This window comes from Devosia sp. XGJD_8 (genome assembly GCF_046614475.1).
Classification (GTDB): domain Bacteria; phylum Pseudomonadota; class Alphaproteobacteria; order Rhizobiales; family Devosiaceae; genus Devosia.
This window is the reverse complement of sequence record NZ_JBKJHF010000002.1, coordinates 397,674-413,628: the sequence shown is the minus strand read 5'-3', so window position 1 is coordinate 413,628 and position 15,955 is coordinate 397,674. Positions and strand designations below refer to the sequence as shown.

The 15,955-nt window shown below is 65.7% G+C and carries 12 protein-coding genes; 10 read left to right on the top strand and 2 right to left on the bottom strand.

From position 1 onward, the window contains the following. Positions 1-12 precede the first annotated feature (12 nt). The 6 genes from ACLI1C_RS17475 to ACLI1C_RS17450 are packed head-to-tail and all read left to right on the top strand — an operon-like array spanning position 13 to position 6,844. Positions 13-1,584 carry an ABC transporter substrate-binding protein gene (locus ACLI1C_RS17475; protein ID WP_411398832.1) on the top strand — a complete coding sequence of 524 codons (1,572 nt, stop codon included), beginning with the start codon at positions 13-15 and terminating at the stop codon, positions 1,582-1,584. 3 nt (positions 1,585-1,587) lie between these two features. Continuing rightward, the gene (locus ACLI1C_RS17470) at positions 1,588-2,490 is read left to right on the top strand and encodes an ABC transporter permease (protein WP_411398831.1); all 903 of its coding nucleotides are present in this window, start codon (positions 1,588-1,590) and stop codon (positions 2,488-2,490) included. Position 2,491: 1 nt separating this feature from the next. Continuing rightward, positions 2,492-3,436, top strand: a complete 945-nt coding sequence (locus tag ACLI1C_RS17465; protein ID WP_411398830.1) for an ABC transporter permease — start codon at positions 2,492-2,494, stop codon at positions 3,434-3,436. Continuing rightward, positions 3,433-4,452, top strand: coding sequence for an ABC transporter ATP-binding protein (locus ACLI1C_RS17460; protein ID WP_411398829.1), 1,020 nt, complete (start codon positions 3,433-3,435; stop codon positions 4,450-4,452). The genes ACLI1C_RS17465 and ACLI1C_RS17460 overlap by 4 nt, the downstream gene beginning before the upstream one ends. Then, the gene (locus tag ACLI1C_RS17455; RefSeq protein WP_411398828.1) at positions 4,449-5,393 is read left to right on the top strand and encodes an ABC transporter ATP-binding protein; all 945 of its coding nucleotides are present in this window, start codon (positions 4,449-4,451) and stop codon (positions 5,391-5,393) included. Before ACLI1C_RS17460 ends, ACLI1C_RS17455 begins: the two co-directional genes overlap by 4 nt. After that, positions 5,390-6,844: a carboxylesterase family protein gene (locus ACLI1C_RS17450; RefSeq protein ID WP_411398827.1), complete on the top strand. Its 1,455-nt coding sequence runs from the start codon at positions 5,390-5,392 to the stop codon at positions 6,842-6,844. Before ACLI1C_RS17455 ends, ACLI1C_RS17450 begins: the two co-directional genes overlap by 4 nt. Here the strand turns inward: ACLI1C_RS17450 and ACLI1C_RS17445 are convergent, their stop codons facing one another. Further along, positions 6,845-7,225 (bottom strand): c-type cytochrome, encoded by a 381-nt coding sequence (locus tag ACLI1C_RS17445; RefSeq protein ID WP_411398826.1) that lies wholly within the window; start codon positions 7,223-7,225, stop codon positions 6,845-6,847. A gap of 264 nt (positions 7,226-7,489) precedes the next feature. Between ACLI1C_RS17445 and treZ the strand changes: the two genes are divergently transcribed. The 4 genes from treZ to dxs all read left to right on the top strand — a co-directional run bounded on the left by treZ (position 7,490) and on the right by dxs (position 15,433). Then, the gene (gene treZ, locus ACLI1C_RS17440) at positions 7,490-9,355 is read left to right on the top strand and encodes a malto-oligosyltrehalose trehalohydrolase (protein WP_411398825.1); all 1,866 of its coding nucleotides are present in this window, start codon (positions 7,490-7,492) and stop codon (positions 9,353-9,355) included. Positions 9,356-9,622: 267 nt separating this feature from the next. Continuing rightward, positions 9,623-11,320, top strand: coding sequence for a L,D-transpeptidase family protein (locus ACLI1C_RS17435; protein WP_411398824.1), 1,698 nt, complete (start codon positions 9,623-9,625; stop codon positions 11,318-11,320). 303 nt (positions 11,321-11,623) lie between these two features. Further along, positions 11,624-13,291 (top strand): DUF882 domain-containing protein, encoded by a 1,668-nt coding sequence (locus ACLI1C_RS17430; protein WP_411398823.1) that lies wholly within the window; start codon positions 11,624-11,626, stop codon positions 13,289-13,291. A 210-nt stretch (positions 13,292-13,501) separates the two neighbouring features. Beyond that, a complete protein-coding gene (gene dxs / locus ACLI1C_RS17425; protein ID WP_411398822.1) occupies positions 13,502-15,433 on the top strand; it encodes a 1-deoxy-D-xylulose-5-phosphate synthase in 1,932 nt (643 codons plus the stop codon). Here dxs and ACLI1C_RS17420 read toward each other — a convergent pair. Next, complete coding sequence (locus tag ACLI1C_RS17420) at positions 15,430-15,900, bottom strand: Lrp/AsnC family transcriptional regulator (RefSeq protein ID WP_411399073.1); 471 nt, start codon at positions 15,898-15,900, stop codon at positions 15,430-15,432. The genes dxs and ACLI1C_RS17420 overlap by 4 nt on opposite strands. Positions 15,901-15,955: the final 55 nt, after the last annotated feature.

Sequence of the window (15,955 nt, the reverse complement as noted above, 5' to 3'; positions counted from 1 at the left end):
GGAGGAATGGAAATGAAATTGCACAAAGTCATGCGAGGGGCCCTGCTGGCCGGATCATCCCTGGCGCTGGTCGTCGCCCAGCCGGTACTGGCCCAGGAATTCCCGCAGGGCGGCACGCTGCGCATCGGCATCTCCCAGATGGCGCCGTCACCCGACCCGGTGGTCACCACCTTCGGCGTCAACTGGGCCACGGCGGGGGTGATCTGCGAGGGCCTGTTCGGTCTCGACGAGAGCTGGACCCCCCAGCCCATGCTGGCCGAAAGTTTCGAATATAGCGAGGATGGCACCAGCCTCACCGTGACGCTGCGCGACGGCCTGAAATTCCATTCCGGCGCCGCCCTCACCGCTGCCGATGTCGTGGCGTCGCTCGAACGCTTCCGGGAATCGGCGGGCATTGGCGCAGCCTTCAAGGGCGCTGTCTCCGCCATCACCGCCCCCGACGACAAGACCGTGGTCTTCGCGCTGGCCTCGCCCTCCCCAATCGTCCCGGGCCTGCTGGCCGGGACCCAGTCCGTGATCATGTCCTCGGCCTCGCTCGAGGGCGCTTCTCCGACCGAAGCCACGCGCGGCCTCGATTGCACCGGCCCCTACATGCTCACCGAATACCAGCCCGACCAGGGTGTCACCATGACCCGCTGGGACGAATACGCCTCGCGCAGCGAACCCAGCTCCAGCGCCTCGGGCATGAAGCACGCCTATGCCGACCAGATCATCTTCCGCCTGATGCCCGAGGCGTCCGTGCGCCGCGACTCGCTGATCACCGGCGAAATCGACATCGCCAACGAGCTGCCGAGCGATTTCTATGACGCGTTGCAGAACGACCCCAATACCGAGGCGGTCGTGGTTGCCAACAACCAGTCGCTGACCGTGGTGTTCAACACCAAGGAAGGCGTGGCCGCCGACGTCAATCTGCGCCGGGCCATCTACCATGCGCTGGAGATGGAGCCGATCATGCTGGCTTCGGTGGGCAATCCCGAATTCTACACGCTCGACCCGAGCTGGATCCCCGATCCCAACTCGTTCTGGTACACCACCGCCGGCGTGCCCGAGGGCTTCGGTACGCCCAATCCGGACAAGGTCACCGAGTATCTCGCTGCCTCGGACTACAATGGCGAACCCATCCGCTGGCTGGTCGCCTCCGAGCAGTACCAGAAGCATTTCCTGACCGCGATCACCGCCTCCCAGCAACTGGAGGAATACGGCATCAACGTCGAGATCGTTGAATCGCCCATGGCCAACTACATCCAGGCCCGTGCCGACGCTGCGCAGATGGACGCCTTCTCGAGCTTCCTGCCCACCTATGTCGATCCGACCTCGATCGCCTATCTCAACGCCAGCTATCCCGGCTTCTGGGAAGATCCCGAGAAGATGGCGCTGATGCAGGAAATCGCCACCACGCTCGATCCGGAAGCCCGCAAGGCCATCTTCGAGAAGATCCACGTTCTGGCCTATGACCAGTTCCCGTTCATCAAGTTCGGGACCGAGTCCAACATGTATGGCATCCGCAAGGGCGTCGGAAACCCGGCCCGCATTCCCTCGCGTGCCGGCGACTTCTACAATGTCGCGCCGCCCCCGCAGAGCTGATCCATGACCCTGATCCAGGCGACATCTCCCGACCGCCTGCCCGGTGGTGACGAAGAAGCCTTCGTCACCACCAACAAGACGGTCTGGCAGCGGCTCCTGGCCAATCCCACGGCCATGGCGTCGATGATCATGCTGGCAATCCTGGCGCTCAGCGCGGTGCTTGCACCGCTTCTGGCGCCGGGCAACCCGCTCAAGGTCAGCCCTGCCGACCGTTTCATTCCGCCCGGCGCCGAGCATCTGTTCGGCACCGACAATCTCGGACGCGACATGTTCAGGATGGTGCTGCATGGCGGCCGCACCTCGCTCTTCGTCGGGCTGGTGGTGACGGTCATTTCAATGTCCATCGCTGTCGTGCTTGGCGCCATTTCCGGCTTCTATCGCCAGGTCGATGTGGTCCTGATGCGCCTGGTGGATGGGCTCATGGCCTTTCCCGGCATCGTTCTCGCCACCGCCGCCGCCGGCATCATGGGGCCCTCGATGACCACCGTCATCACCGCTCTGTCCATCGTGCTCATCGCCCCGTCCTTGCGCATCGTGCGCGGACAGGTGCTGGTGGTGCGCGAACTGCAGATGATCGAGGCGGCGCGCGCCGTGGGTGTTCCCACCTTGCGGCTTTTCACCCGCTATATCCTGCCGGCCGTCAGCTCCCCCATTCTGGTGCAGGCCTCCTTCATCTTCTCCGCCGCCGTGCTCGGCGAAGCGGGCCTGAGCTTCATCGGCGTAGGCATCGGCCCCAAGGAACTCAGCTGGGGCAACGCGCTGACCGAGGCGCGCAACTACATCGCCCAGGCGCCCTGGATCGTCATCTTTCCCGGTCTGGCGCTCATGCTCACCATTCTTGCCCTCAATCTGCTGGGCGACAGTCTGCGCGACATTCTCGACCCGCGCCTGGCACGGAGGCGCTGACATGCTGCGCTACCTCGGAAAACGCTTCCTTCTCATCCTGCCCACCATCTTCGTGCCACTGATCCTGGTCTTCCTGCTGCTGCGCCTGTCCCCGGGCGACCCGGCCGGCATGATGCTGGGCGACCAGGCCACCGCCGAACAGATCGCGGCTTTGCGCACCCAGCTCGGCCTCGATCAGCCGATCTGGGTGCAGTTCCTGCTCTGGCTCAAGGGCATCGTGACGCTCGATCTGGGTAATTCCATCTTCTTCCGCGAGCCGGTCATGCAGATCATCCCGCGCTATGCCGGGGTCACCATCATGCTCACCCTGGTGGCCCTGACCCTGGCCGTGGTCATCGGCATCACCATGGGCCTGCTCTCGGCCATGAACCGCAACAAGCCGATCGACCGGGGCGTGGTGACCACCGCAGTGCTGGGCATATCCCTCCCCGAATTCTGGTTCGCCCTGCTGCTGATCTTCGTCTTTGCGGTGACGCTGCGCTGGTTTCCCGTGGCCGGCTACAATCCGCCATCGACCGGGCTGATCGCCTTCGCTTCGACCATCTTCCTGCCGGCGCTGGCACTGGGCGTGCGGCAGTCCGCCCTGATGACGCGCATGATGCGCTCGTCCATGCTCGACGTGCTCAACGAACCCTATATCACCACCGCCCGGGCCCAGGGCCTGCCGGAAAGCAAGGTGATCGGCCAATATGCTATGCGCACCGCCGCCATGCCGGTGGTCACCGTGGCCGGCCTGTCCGCCGGCTATATGCTGGGCGGCGCCGTCGCCATCGAGATCATCTTTGCCCTGCCGGGTCTGGGCCGCATGCTGGTCGAAGCCGTAGGCCGGCGCGACTATCCGCTGGTCGAAGGCGGCGTGCTGACCATTTCCCTGGTCCTGGCGGTGCTCAACCTCGCCATCGACCTCATCTACGCCATTCTAGACCCCCGGATCCGCTATCAATGACCGCGCACCTCACCCCGCTGCCGGCCGATCACCTCTCGCCGGTTCCCCAGGCTCCGACGGTGCTGGACGTCGACAATCTCAGCCTCTCGTTGCGCAATGCCGATGGCCTTCTGCCGATTGTCACCGATGTCTCCTTTTCCATCCGCCAGGGCGAGGCCGTGGCGCTGGTGGGCGAGAGCGGCTGCGGCAAGTCCATCACCGCCTCGGCCATCATGGGCATCGCCCCGGAAAACGCGGTTATCGGCGGCACGATCACGCTCAACGGCAAGGTGATCTCCTCGCTCTCGCCCCGGGATCGTCGCCGCCTTTGCGGCCGGCATATGGGGTTCATCTTCCAGGAGCCGATGACCGCGCTGCATCCCACGCTCTCCATCGGCCGGCAGATGACCGATACGCTCCGCCACAATCTGGGGCTGAGCCACGCCGAGGCGACCAACCGCGCCGCCGAACTGCTCGATCGCGTCGGCATTCCCCGCGCCCGCGACATCCTCAAGGGCTATGTGCACGAACTGTCCGGCGGCATGCGGCAGCGCGTGATGATCGCGCTGGCCATTTCCTGTGGTCCCTCCCTGATCATCGCCGACGAACCGACCACCGCGCTCGATGTCACCATCCAGGCGCAGGTGCTCGACCTGCTTGAGGACATGCGCCGCGAGTTCAACCTCGCCATGCTCTTCATCACCCATGACCTCGAAGTGGTCGGGGACTTCTGCGAGAAGGCGGTGGTCATGTATGCCGGTGACGTGGTCGAGCGCGGCCTGAGCGCCGATGTGGTCAACGCCCCCACTCACCCCTATGCGCGCGGCCTGATCGACGCCGTGCCGGCCCATGATGATGGCCGCACCAGGCTGACCCCGATCCTTGGCACCGTGCCGCCGGTCGGGCAATGGCCCGAGGGGTGCCGCTTTGCCCCGCGCTGCACCCGCGCCGATGCGCAATGCCAGACCCGTCCTGCGCTTGAACGACACGGCCAGACCGATGCCCGGTGCTGGCACCCGCTGGAGGGCATCCAATGACCACCCAGACCGTCCTGTCCGTCGAGGGACTCTCCAAGTCGTTTCGCGCCGTCAAGGCCGTGCGCGATGTCAGCTTCACCATCCCCAAGGGCAAGACCTTCGGCCTTGTGGGGGAATCCGGCTCGGGCAAGTCCACCACCGCACGGTTGGTGCTGCGCCTCGTCGAACCCACCAGCGGAGCCATCAGCTTCCGCGGTCGCAATCTTGCCGGCCTGTCGGCGCGCGATCTGCGCGCCGAGCGGCGGCACATGCAGATGATCTTTCAGGACCCGTTCGGCTCGCTCAATCCGCGCATGAGCGTGCGCGACACTTTGGTCGAACCCCAGCTCGTGCATGGCATCGGCAACCCGGCCGAACAACTGAAGACGGCCGAACGATTGCTGGCCGAGGTCAGCATGCCGCGCACTGCGCTCGACCGCTACCCGCACGAATTCTCCGGCGGCCAGCGCCAGCGCATCGCCATCGCCCGGGCCCTGGCCACCAATCCGGAAATGATCGTCGCCGACGAGCCGGTCAGCGCGCTCGATGTGTCCGTGCAGGCCCAGGTGCTCAACCTGATGCGCGACCTGCAGGACCGGCATGGCACCACCATGCTGTTCATCTCCCATGATCTGCGCGTCGTGCAGTTCATGTGCGACGAGATCGGCGTCATGTATCTGGGCGAGATCGTCGAGCAGGGCCCGCGTGATCGCATCTACGGTGCGCCGGCCCATCCCTACACACAGGCCTTGCTTGCCTCTGCCCCAGGCAAGGGAAGCGGCCAACGGGCACGGCTCAAGGGTGAAATTCCCAGCGCCCATGCCGTGCCCAGCGGCTGCGCCTTCCGCACCCGCTGCCCCCATGCCTTCGCCCGTTGCACGACGGAAAAGCCGGTCATGCGGGACATGGGCGGCGGACAGAAGGCCGCCTGCCACCTGCTGGATGGGACGCCTGCCGCATGATTAGCGCCACCATTGTCGATATTGACAGCAGGCAGGCGACCTATCGCGGGCTGCGCGATGAGAAGGGTGACCGCTTCCTTGGCATTGCCTACGCGGAGCCGCCTCTGGGTCAGCGTCGCTTCAAACCCCCGGTGCCACGGGACAATGCCGGCCTGGTCGATGCTACGCGCTACCGCCCGGCGCCGCCGCAGAACCTGCGCCGCGCTCCGGATTGGGCACCCAAGGGCGACGGATTTGAAACCGGCGAGGATTGCCTCAATCTCAACCTCTATACGCCGGCGGCCGATCACGCGCGGCGCCCGGTCATCGTTCATGCCTTTGGCGGCGGCTTCCAGGGCGGAGCAGCCCATGGCGGCTATCTCGACGAGGCAGCCTTCGCACTTCAGGGCGATGTCGTGCTGGTCCGGCCCAATATGCGGGTCGGCGCGCTGGGTTTCCTCTCTCTGGGCGCGGCCTTCGGGCCGGAATACGCCGCCGCAAATCGCGGCATGCTCGATTTCATCGCCGCGCTCCGCTGGGTCCACGACAATATTGCGGCCTTTGGCGGCGATCCCGACAATGTCACGCTGGTCGGCATGTCCTCGGGCGCCTTCACCATCGCGGCCCTGTTCGGCGTCGACGGCTTGGCCCATCTCTATCGCCGCGTCTGGCTGATGAGCGGGCCGGCCAGCCGCATCATCGCGCCGGAAACGGCCACCGCCCTGGCCAGTGACTTTCTCGACCGCACCGGGGTGGCGCCGGGCGACGAGAACGCGCTGCGCACCCTGCCCGTCGAAACCATCCTCTCGGTACAGGAACAGGTGCTGGCGACCCATCTTGGCGAGCGCAACGCCCCGGGCGGCCGCACCTTCGGCATCGTCCTCGATGGCACAAGCCTGCAGCGACATCCGCTCGACGGCCTCGCCACCGGAGGCTTCCGCCACCATCAGGTCGTCACCGGCTGGGCGCGGGACGAAGCCCGCATGTGGTATGCCTTCGGCATGATGCCGCCGGTCGAGACCCGCGCGACCCTCCTGGCCTCCATTGCGCGCTTTGATGCAGCAGCGGCCGAGGCATGCCTCGCCGCACTTGAGGCCGAGCAGCCCGGACTGAGCTTCACCCAATACGAGGAGATATTCCTCTCCCGCGCCATCTATCGCGATCCGGCGCTCAGGACCCTCGAGGCGCACGCGGCGGCGGGCGGCGCCGGCTTTGCCTACGAGTTCGCCTGGGTTCCAGGCTTTGAAGGCGGGCGCCTGGGAGCCGCGCATGGCTTTGACGAACCCTTCGTCTTCGGCGACCTTGCACGCATACCGCTGGCCGAAGGCGACAGGACCGCTACCGATCTTGCCACAATGATGAGCCGTTCGCTGCTGACCTATATCCGCAGCGGCAATCCCGGCTGGCCGGGCTTTGCTTCATCCCGCACAATCCGGTCCTTCGGCGGGAACGCGGATATCCCCTTGACCTGACTATTGGCCGGCAGGCTGTGCCGGCTCGAGCGACTTCAGATAGGCAATGATGGCCATTGCCTGATCGGGGTCGAACTCGAACTGCGGCATTTCCGGATGCGCCGTCACGATACCCTCGACCAGCGCTTCGGCCAGATGCTCGACATCGTAGCGGAGATGCAGATCGCGAAACCGCGGTGCGGTGGCATGCGGACTCTCGCCCGTCAATTCGGTCGCGTGGCAGTCGGTGCAGTACATCTGCACCAGCGCGCGCCCCTCCGCCACCTGGTCATCCTGGGCCGCGGCAAGGCCAGGACTCATCGCGCCCAGCAACAGGGCGGCGACCCCCGCAAGCGTGCCTGATCTGACCCGTTGGACGATTGCAGTGCCTTGTGGAAGCATGGTGAGAAATCTCCAGGTCAATGACGGTATGGCGCACGCATAACCACCGGCGCGCAGGAGCTGCCGGGATGCCGATGTCTGTCGTCGTGGAAGGGACGGCGCGCGTCGCACCCAGTCTAGAACATCAATGGCAAGCGTTGAGACCTTAACTGCCCCATGTGGCCTCTATTAGGGCCAGCAGCACTCGCTCCGCCGCGGGTCGGCCGGAACAAAGCGGATGGTGCTCCGTTCTCCCGGGGCTTTCCAACGATTGGCACACCAGAGATGTTTCGTCCCGACTCCCTTGGCGCCGTGCCTTTCCCTGGCGGCACACGCTTTACGCTCTGGGCGCTTGGACACCACTCTGCCGTGGTGGAGGTCGAGGGGCATGGCGAGTTCCCGCTGGAGCCCGTCGGTGACGGCTATTTCAGCGCCGCACTCCCCGGCATCGACCCCGGCGCGCGCTACTGGTTCCACATCGATGGCGGCACGCGCCTTCCCGACCTGGCCTCCCGCTGCCAGCCGGATGGCAATGACGGCCCCTCCATGGTGGTCGCCAACGACTTTTCCTGGACCGATGCCGCCTGGCCGGGCGTCGAGCGGTGCGACCAGGTCCTCTACGAACTGCATATCGGCACATTCACGGCCGAAGGCACTTGGCAGGCCGCGGCAACCCGGCTCGAAGCGCTGCGCCAGACGGGGGTGACCGTCATTCAGGTCATGCCGGTCGCCACCTTCAAGGGCCGCTTTGGCTGGGGCTATGACACCACCCTGCCCTACGCGCCCTTTGCAGCCTATGGCTCACCCGACGACATGCGGCGCTTTGTGGACCAGGCGCATGCCCATGGCATCGGGGTCATCCTCGACGTGGTCTACAACCATGTGGGCATCGGTGACCACTACCGCGCATATTGCGAGCACTATTTCACGACGCGCTACGACAACGAATGGGGTGCCAGCTTCAACTATGATGGCGAACACGCCCGACGGGTGCGCGACTTCATCGTGGGCAACGCCGTCTACTGGATCGAGGACTTCCACATCGACGGCCTCCGCATCGACGCCGCACAGGCCATGTTCGATGCCAGCGACGATCACATCATCGCCGAGATCACCCGCGCCATTCGCGCCGCCGCAGGGTCGCGCAAGCTCTATATCGTGGTGGAGAACCAGCCCCAGGAACACCTGATGATCGACCCGCCCGATCGCGGCGGGTATGGCGTCGATGCCATGGTCAGCGATGATTTCCAGCACGCCGTCCGGGTGGCGGTCACCGGCCACAACGACTTCTACTACCGCGACTATCTCGGCACGCCCCAGGAACTGGTCTCGGCGCTCAAATACGGCTTCCTCTACCAGGGGCAGCGCTCGGACATGCGCGACAAGGCCTACGGCACCTACAATCTGTCCACACCGCCCGAGCATTTCGTGCACTTCCTGGAAAACCACGACCAGGTCGCCAATTCCGCGCGCGGCTTTCGCCTCCCGAGCCTCATGTCCCCGGCCCGGCTGCGCGCTGTGACGAGCCTCCTGCTGCTGGGGCCGCAAACCCCCTGCCTGTTTCAGGGGCAGGAATTCGGCGCCACCAACCCGTTTCTCTACTTCTTCGGCGTCGAGGGCGAAGACGCTCGCGCTGTCGCCAATGGCCGCCGCGCCTCGCTGGCCAACTTTCCCAGCGTCCTCGACCCCGACATGCAGGCCAGGCTGCCTGATCCTTCCGATCCGGCGACATTTGCGCAGAGCAAGCTCGACTGGTCCGAGGCAACGCACCACGCGGGCCTCCTCGCGCTGCATCGTGATCTGCTGCTTATGCGGCGGCAGGACCCGACCTTCTCCCAGACCAGCAAGCGCTGGATCGATGGCGCCGTCATCGGCGAACAGGCCCTGCTCATCCGCTATACAACCCCCGATCCGGCCGGACACCGCCTGCTTCTGCTCAACCTGGGCCGGGACCTCCAGTTCGGCGCCCTGGCAGAGCCATTGCTGGCCCCTGCCGATGGCCACCGCTGGACACCCGCCTGGTCGAGCGAGCATCCCGACTATGACGGGGCCGGCCGCCGCCCGCTCGACCCGACACAGTTCTGGATCCTGCCCGGCGACTGCGCGCTGGTCTTCCGCAGTGACCCACGAAACGAGCACCCCGCGGCATAAGGCGAGCGGCGCGCCATCGACACGCGCTCGGGCACGGGCTCCTCGAAGGGCTGCACTGCAGCCGGCCCGTTTGACCTGTGCTTGGTCTTGAAAGTGGACCCGCAAAATGCGTGGCATTCGCACCACAAATCATGCTCACAACTTTGCGAGTGATTGCTCCCGTTAAGGTTTGCAGAGTATTGATTTTTCGCGCGGAATGGCCCGCTGAGTCCGGTGCAGGGCGAGGTGGAGCGGCCGTTTGGCGCTGATGCCGTGCATGGAGCTTTGATGAACAAGATCCTGGTCTGCCTGCTTGCCGCTCTGCTCGGCTCCGGTAGTGTCCTGCCTGTTTCCGGCCAGGAAATGGCCGGTCTTGCCGCCAGCCCGATCATCATCGCGCCACCCCAGACAGCCCTCGGCCAGACCATCAAGGCCGGGCTCTCCACCGCCTATTACGGCGCCTCCAGGGATGGCGCCGCCTATGGCGAGGCGCAGAAGCTGTATTTCTTCTATGGCAGCCGCCATTTCGAACCGATCTGGCTCGACGCTGCGCCCAATGGCGACGTCATCTTCTCCGAGCCGGCCCAGAAGATCCTTAAGCTCTTTGAAGCCGCCGAGACCGAGGGCCTGCGCCCCCAGGATTATCTGACGCCCGACCTCAACCCGGCCGGCGCCAAGGGCGACGCGCTCAAGCTCGCCGCGCTCGAGACCGCCTTCTCCGCCGCCGCCCTGCGCTATGCCAACCACCTCTATTCCGGCCGCATCGATCCGCAGTCGATCAGCGCCAACCTCGATGTCGCGCCCAAGAAGCTCGATGAGGCCTCGCTCCTGGTGCAGCTGGCCACCAGCCCCGATCCGGTTGCCGTCCTGAGCGCGCTGGAGCCGGCCCATCCCGAATTCCTCGCCCTCAAGGCTGCCCTCGCGACCTTTGAGGAGACCGATCTCGACCGCCCCACCCCCATTGGCGAAGGTCCTACCCTCAAGCCCGGCATGAGCGATCCGCGCGTCCCCGCGCTGCGCGCCCGCCTCGGCCTCTCCCCGGTCGACGGCCTCGACTATGACGATGCGCTGGTGGAGGCCATGAAGGCCTTCCAGGGCAGTCAGGATCTCGAGGTCGATGGTGTCATGGGCCCCGCCACCCTCGCCGCGCTCAATGGTGGCGTGCCGGTGACGCGCGCCGATATCGTCGCCAATATGGAGCGCTGGCGCTGGATGCCGCGCGACCTGGGCGCCTTCAACGTTCTGGTCAACATTCCCGAATTCCGGCTCGCCATCAATCGCGACGGCCAGGAAGCCTATACGACCCGCGTAGTCGTCGGCACGGTGAAAAACCAGACGCCCGTCTTCTCGGACAATATCCGCCACATCGTGGTGAACCCCTATTGGAACGTGCCCAGCTCGATCATCCGTGGCGAGGTGGCGCCGGCCGTCTTGCGCAATCCGGGCTATATCGACAACCAGAACATGGACCTGCTCTATAACGGCACGGCCGTCAGCCCCTGGCAGGTCGATTGGTCCCAGGTCAGCACCACCAATTTCCCCTTCCGCGTGCGCCAGCGCCCCGGCCCCGGCAATGCCCTGGGCCAGATCAAGTTTCTCTTCCCCAACAAGCATGACGTCTACCTGCACGACACCCCGTCCAAGTCGCTGTTCGCCCGCTCGGTCCGCGCCTTCAGCCATGGCTGTGTTCGCGTGCACAATCCGATGGAATTCGCCGATGCGCTGATGGCCAATGAGCCCAATATCAGCCGCGCCTCGCTCGAAGCCATGTTCGGCGCCTCCGAGCGCTGGGTGAATCCGGAACAGCAGATCCCCGTGCACATCGCCTATTTCACCCTGCGGGTGGATGCCGATGGCGCGCTCAAGTCCTTCGGCGACGTCTATGGCCACAATGCCAGCCTGATCGCCGCCATGGGCCTCGACAAGCCCGCCTTTGCCCCCGAGATCATCGCCGAGGCAGCGCCGGTCGAAGAACTTTCCCCCTGACGGTCTTTGCCTCTCCCCTGCGGGAGAGGCCGATCCTCTGCGTCGGATAAGCGCGCCTCACCGCACGCAAACCCCGCCCTGCCCCGGCGGCATCCACGCCCGGACGGGCCATCCCCCTTAACCTCTGCTTTACAATTTCGCCTTGGTTGCGCCCGTTTTTGCCCTTATTGAAATGAGGGTGAGGGCCCGGAACCGGCTGTCATCATTCTTGCTAGCGTTAATAAAATCGATGATTGTTTGCGCTAAAATGCGATGACAACTGGAAATAACCGGGCAGAGTATAGCGTGGCGGGGACTTCTTTTTTGCAACGGCACCATATCGCGCGGCTCGTGTTCGCCGCCCTTATGAGCATCACCGTCATCCTCCCTCAGGCAGTTTTGCCTGCGGCGGCCGCGTCCGAACGCGCCCTCTACCTCTATTACACCCATACCAAGGAGACGGCTCGCATCGTCTTCAAGCGCAATGGGCAATATGTCCAATCCGGGCTCAACGAGCTCAACCAGTTCCTGCGTGACTGGCGCCGCAACGAGCCCACCAAGATGGATCCGCGCCTGTTCGATCTGGTGTGGGAAGTCTATCAGGATGTCGGTGGCACCCAGCCGGTGAACATCGTCTCGGCCTATCGCTCGCCTGCCACCAATGCCATGCTGGCCGGCAAGTCCTCCGGCGTCGCCGACAATTCCCAGCATATGCGCGGCACCGCCATGGATTTCTTCATTCCTGGCGTACCCCTGGCCAAGCTGCGCGCGGCCGCCATGCGCAAGCAGGTGGGCGGCGTCGGCTACTACCCCACCTCCGGCAGTCCCTTTGTCCATCTCGATACCGGTTCGGTCCGCGCCTGGCCGCGCATGACCCGCGCCCAGCTCAAGGACATCTTCCCTGACGGCCGCACCATGCATCTGCCCTCCGATGGCAAGCCCCTCTCGCAGGAGGGCTACCAGGTCGCCATGGCCGAGTGGAAGCGCTGCCATGCCTATCCCTGCAATGGCGGCAGCAGCTCTTCGGGCACCCAGGTGGCCGAAGGCGGTGGTGGCCGTACGCTGATGGACCTCTTCTTTGGCGGCAGCCAGCCCGCCGGCGTCAATGCCGCCGCATCGGCGCCCGTCCAGGTGGCGGCCCTTGCGCCGCAGGCCGCGACGCCGCGCTCCGCGCCCATTCCCGCACCCCGTCCGGCCGCGCTTGGCGCCATTGCGCCGGTTGCCGCGGCACCCGCCGAAACGGCCGTGCCGCTGCCCTTCGCCACCACCGGCAGTACGCCGCTCGATCCCGCGGAACTGGCCACCACGTCTCTGGCACCTGTTCCTGCGATGAAGTCGCAGGCCCTCCAGGTCGCCACCGCCAGCGCCCTGCCTTCGGGCGACGCCGTCACGGCCCTCGCCGCTCTCACCGCGCCCTTCCCGCAGCCGCGCCTCATCATGACCGAGCAGCCTCAGCCCGACGTCATGACTGCCTATCTCGCCCCCATGCCGCAGGCGCCCGACGCCCAGCGTGCGCTCGAGATGATCATTGCCCGCGAAACCACGGCCGCCGTTCCGCCCGCTCCCGCTTCACGCCTGCCCATCGTGCCGCCGCTGACGGCAGCCACGGGCCTGCGTACCGCTTCGCTGGGCGGCCAGCCGGTCGCCGGCGCCCTGGGCAATCTCTTCAGCGGCACCTTTGGCGCTGCCCAGCAGAACGAGCCGGTTGCTGCGGCCCTGGCCGAGCATATCGCCAAGCGTCCCGTGGCCGGCGCCATGCGCAGCCCCGACATGATCGCGCCCGATCTCGAGCACATTGCCGAGGTCTTCACCGCGCCCGCCGCCATCACCTCGGACCACTTCGCCATCATGTGGGATCATGACGAAGCCGATTTTGACCCGACCGCCGAAATGGGCCGCTATGTCACCGTCATGGGCGTTGGCGATTTCCCCACAGGCCTGCCCCATACGCGCTTCGTCGCCGCGCGGCCGGTGGCACTCGCCTCGAACTGACGCTGCCCTAATTCAGGCATGTTCCCGCCCTAGCAATTCCCGCCCGCCAACCGGCGGGCGTCGCTCTGTTGCAAAGCTCTCGCCCCGGGCCTAAAGAATTGGCACGAGGCGCTGCACAGGGAAGGCCCGCCGCTTTCCGGCTTGGCAGCGCGATAACGAAGGATGGAGCGGGCCGCCGCTCAGATGCCGCTTTGGCAAAGGACCGCCCGCTTGGCCGACAAGCCCTCCACCCCGCTGCTCGATGCCGTCCATTCGCCCACAGATCTGCGGGCCATGCCGCGCGAGGACCTGCGCCAGCTGGCCGATGAACTGCGCGCCGAGATGATCGATGCCGTATCGGTCACCGGCGGCCATCTGGGCGCCGGTTTGGGCGTGGTCGAGTTGACCGTGGCGCTCCATGCCGTCTTCGATACCCCGCATGATCGCATCATCTGGGATGTCGGCCACCAGGCCTATCCGCACAAGATCCTGACCGGCCGCCGCGACCGCATGCGCACCCTGCGCCAGAAGGATGGCCTGTCCGGCTTCACCCGCCGCGCCGAGAGCGAATACGATCCCTTCGGCGCCGGCCATTCCTCCACTTCGATTTCAGCAGGCCTTGGCATGGCCGTTGCCAGCGATCTGCTGGGCAAGCCGCGCAATGTCGTCGCCGTCATCGGCGATGGCGCCATGTCGGCCGGCATGGCCTATGAGGCCATGAACAATGCCGGCGCCATGGATGCGCGCCTCATCGTCGTGCTCAACGACAATGACATGTCGATCGCCCCGCCCACCGGCGCGCTCAGCGCCTATCTGGCGCGGCTGGTCTCCGGCCCGGTCTATCGCGGCACGCGCGAGGCCGCCAAGAACCTCGTCAGCAAGCTCCCGCCCTTCCTGCATGAGCCGGCCCGCCGCACCGAGGAATTCGCCCGCTCCTTCTTCACCGGCGGCACTCTGTTCGAAGAGCTGGGCTTCTACTATGTCGGCCCGATCGACGGGCACAATCTCGATCACCTCCTGCCCATTCTCGACAATGTGCGCGACGCCGCCGAGGGCCCGATCCTGGTCCATGTCGTCACCAAGAAGGGCAAGGGCTATGGCCCCGCCGAGGATTCCGCCGACAAGTATCACGGCGTCTCCAAGTTCAACGTGATTACCGGCGCCCAGGCCAAGGCCGTCTCCAACGCGCCCTCCTATACGTCGGTCTTTGCCGAAAGCCTGATCCAGGAAGCCAATGACGATCCGCGCATCGTCGCCATCAATGCTGCCATGCCCTCGGGCACCGGCCTTGATCGCTTCGGCGAGGTCCATCCCACCCGCGTCTTCGATGTCGGCATTGCCGAGCAGCATGCCGTGACATTCGCCGCGGGCCTTGCCAGCGAGGGCATGCGTCCCTTCTGCGCCATCTATTCGACCTTCCTGCAGCGCGCCTATGACCAGGTCGTGCATGACGTGGCCATCCAGCACCTGCCGGTGCGCTTCGCCATCGATCGTGCCGGCTATGTCGGCGCCGACGGCCCCACCCATGCCGGCAATTATGACGCCGCCTATCTGGGCGCCATTCCCGGCCTCGTGCAAATGGCCGCCGCCGACGAAGCCGAACTGCGCCACATGGTGGCGACAGCCGCCGCCTATGATGACGGCCCCATCGCTTTCCGCTATCCGCGCGGCGAAGGCCTGGGCGTCGACATGCCGGCGCGCGGGCAAAAGCTTGCCATCGGCAAGGGCCGCATCGTGCGCGAGGGCGCCACGATCGCCATCCTCAGCTACGGCACGCGGCTGGGCGAAGTGCTCGCCGCCGCTGACCGTCTCGCTGCGCTCGGCCTCAATCCCACCGTCGCCGATGCGCGCTTCCTCAAGCCCCTGGACGAGGAACTGATCGCCCGTCTCGCGACCACCCACGATGTGCTGCTCACCACCGAGGAAGGCTCCATCGGCGGCTTCGGCAGCCATGTCGCCACCTTCCTTGCCCGCAATGGCCTGCTCGACGGCAAGCTGCGCTTCCGCCCGCTGATGATCCCGGATCGCTTCGTCGAGCATGCCAGCCAGGCCGACATGTATGCCGATGCCGGTCTCGACCGCGCCGGCATCGTCGCCACCGCGCTCACCACCCTGGGCTATGACGAAGCCGCCATGGTCGCCGCCCTCGGCAAGAGCAGCTAGCGGTTCTCAACGTAGTTGGTCGGCAGGCCGGTCGAGAGCTTGACCGTCTCCATCGAGATATAGGCGGACATGTCGAACAGCTCGACCCGCCCGACCAGCTGGCGGTAAATCACGTCGTAATGCTCCACATTGGGCAGGACGAGCTTGAGGATATAGTCGAAATTGCCGGTCAGCCGGTGCACTTCCACGATCTCGGGAATGGTGCTCACCGCCGCGTGGAACTGCTCCAGCCACCCCGCCTCATGCCGGCCCGTCCGCACGATGACGAACACCGTCGTCGGCAGGCCCAGCTTCTGCCGATCCAGCATGGCCACGCTGCGGCTGATATAGCCCTCCTCGCGCAGCCGCGTGATGCGCCGCGAACAGGCCGAGGCCGACAGCGACACCGCGTCGGCGATCTCGCTCACCGCCATTTCGGCATTGGCCTGCAGCAGGTCGAGAATTCGGCGGTCACGATCATCCAGCATGACCAGATCGTGCACGATTTACCGCATTGACGCAACCGAAACGCCTGTATCGAAC

Excerpts from the sequence above, each read along its gene's own strand:
- ACLI1C_RS17475 (WP_411398832.1), top strand. The coding sequence starts at position 13 with ATGAAATTGCACAAAGTCATGCGAGGGGCCCTGCTGGCCGGATCATCC.
- ACLI1C_RS17470 (WP_411398831.1), top strand. The coding sequence starts at position 1,588 with ATGACCCTGATCCAGGCGACATCTCCCGACCGCCTGCCCGGTGGTGAC.
- ACLI1C_RS17465 (WP_411398830.1), top strand. The coding sequence starts at position 2,492 with ATGCTGCGCTACCTCGGAAAACGCTTCCTTCTCATCCTGCCCACCATC.
- ACLI1C_RS17460 (WP_411398829.1), top strand. The coding sequence starts at position 3,433 with ATGACCGCGCACCTCACCCCGCTGCCGGCCGATCACCTCTCGCCGGTT.
- ACLI1C_RS17455 (WP_411398828.1), top strand. The coding sequence starts at position 4,449 with ATGACCACCCAGACCGTCCTGTCCGTCGAGGGACTCTCCAAGTCGTTT.
- ACLI1C_RS17450 (WP_411398827.1), top strand. The coding sequence starts at position 5,390 with ATGATTAGCGCCACCATTGTCGATATTGACAGCAGGCAGGCGACCTAT.
- ACLI1C_RS17445 (WP_411398826.1), bottom strand. The coding sequence starts at position 7,225 with ATGCTTCCACAAGGCACTGCAATCGTCCAACGGGTCAGATCAGGCACG.
- treZ (WP_411398825.1), top strand. The coding sequence starts at position 7,490 with ATGTTTCGTCCCGACTCCCTTGGCGCCGTGCCTTTCCCTGGCGGCACA.
- ACLI1C_RS17435 (WP_411398824.1), top strand. The coding sequence starts at position 9,623 with ATGAACAAGATCCTGGTCTGCCTGCTTGCCGCTCTGCTCGGCTCCGGT.
- ACLI1C_RS17420 (WP_411399073.1), bottom strand. The coding sequence starts at position 15,900 with ATGCTGGATGATCGTGACCGCCGAATTCTCGACCTGCTGCAGGCCAAT.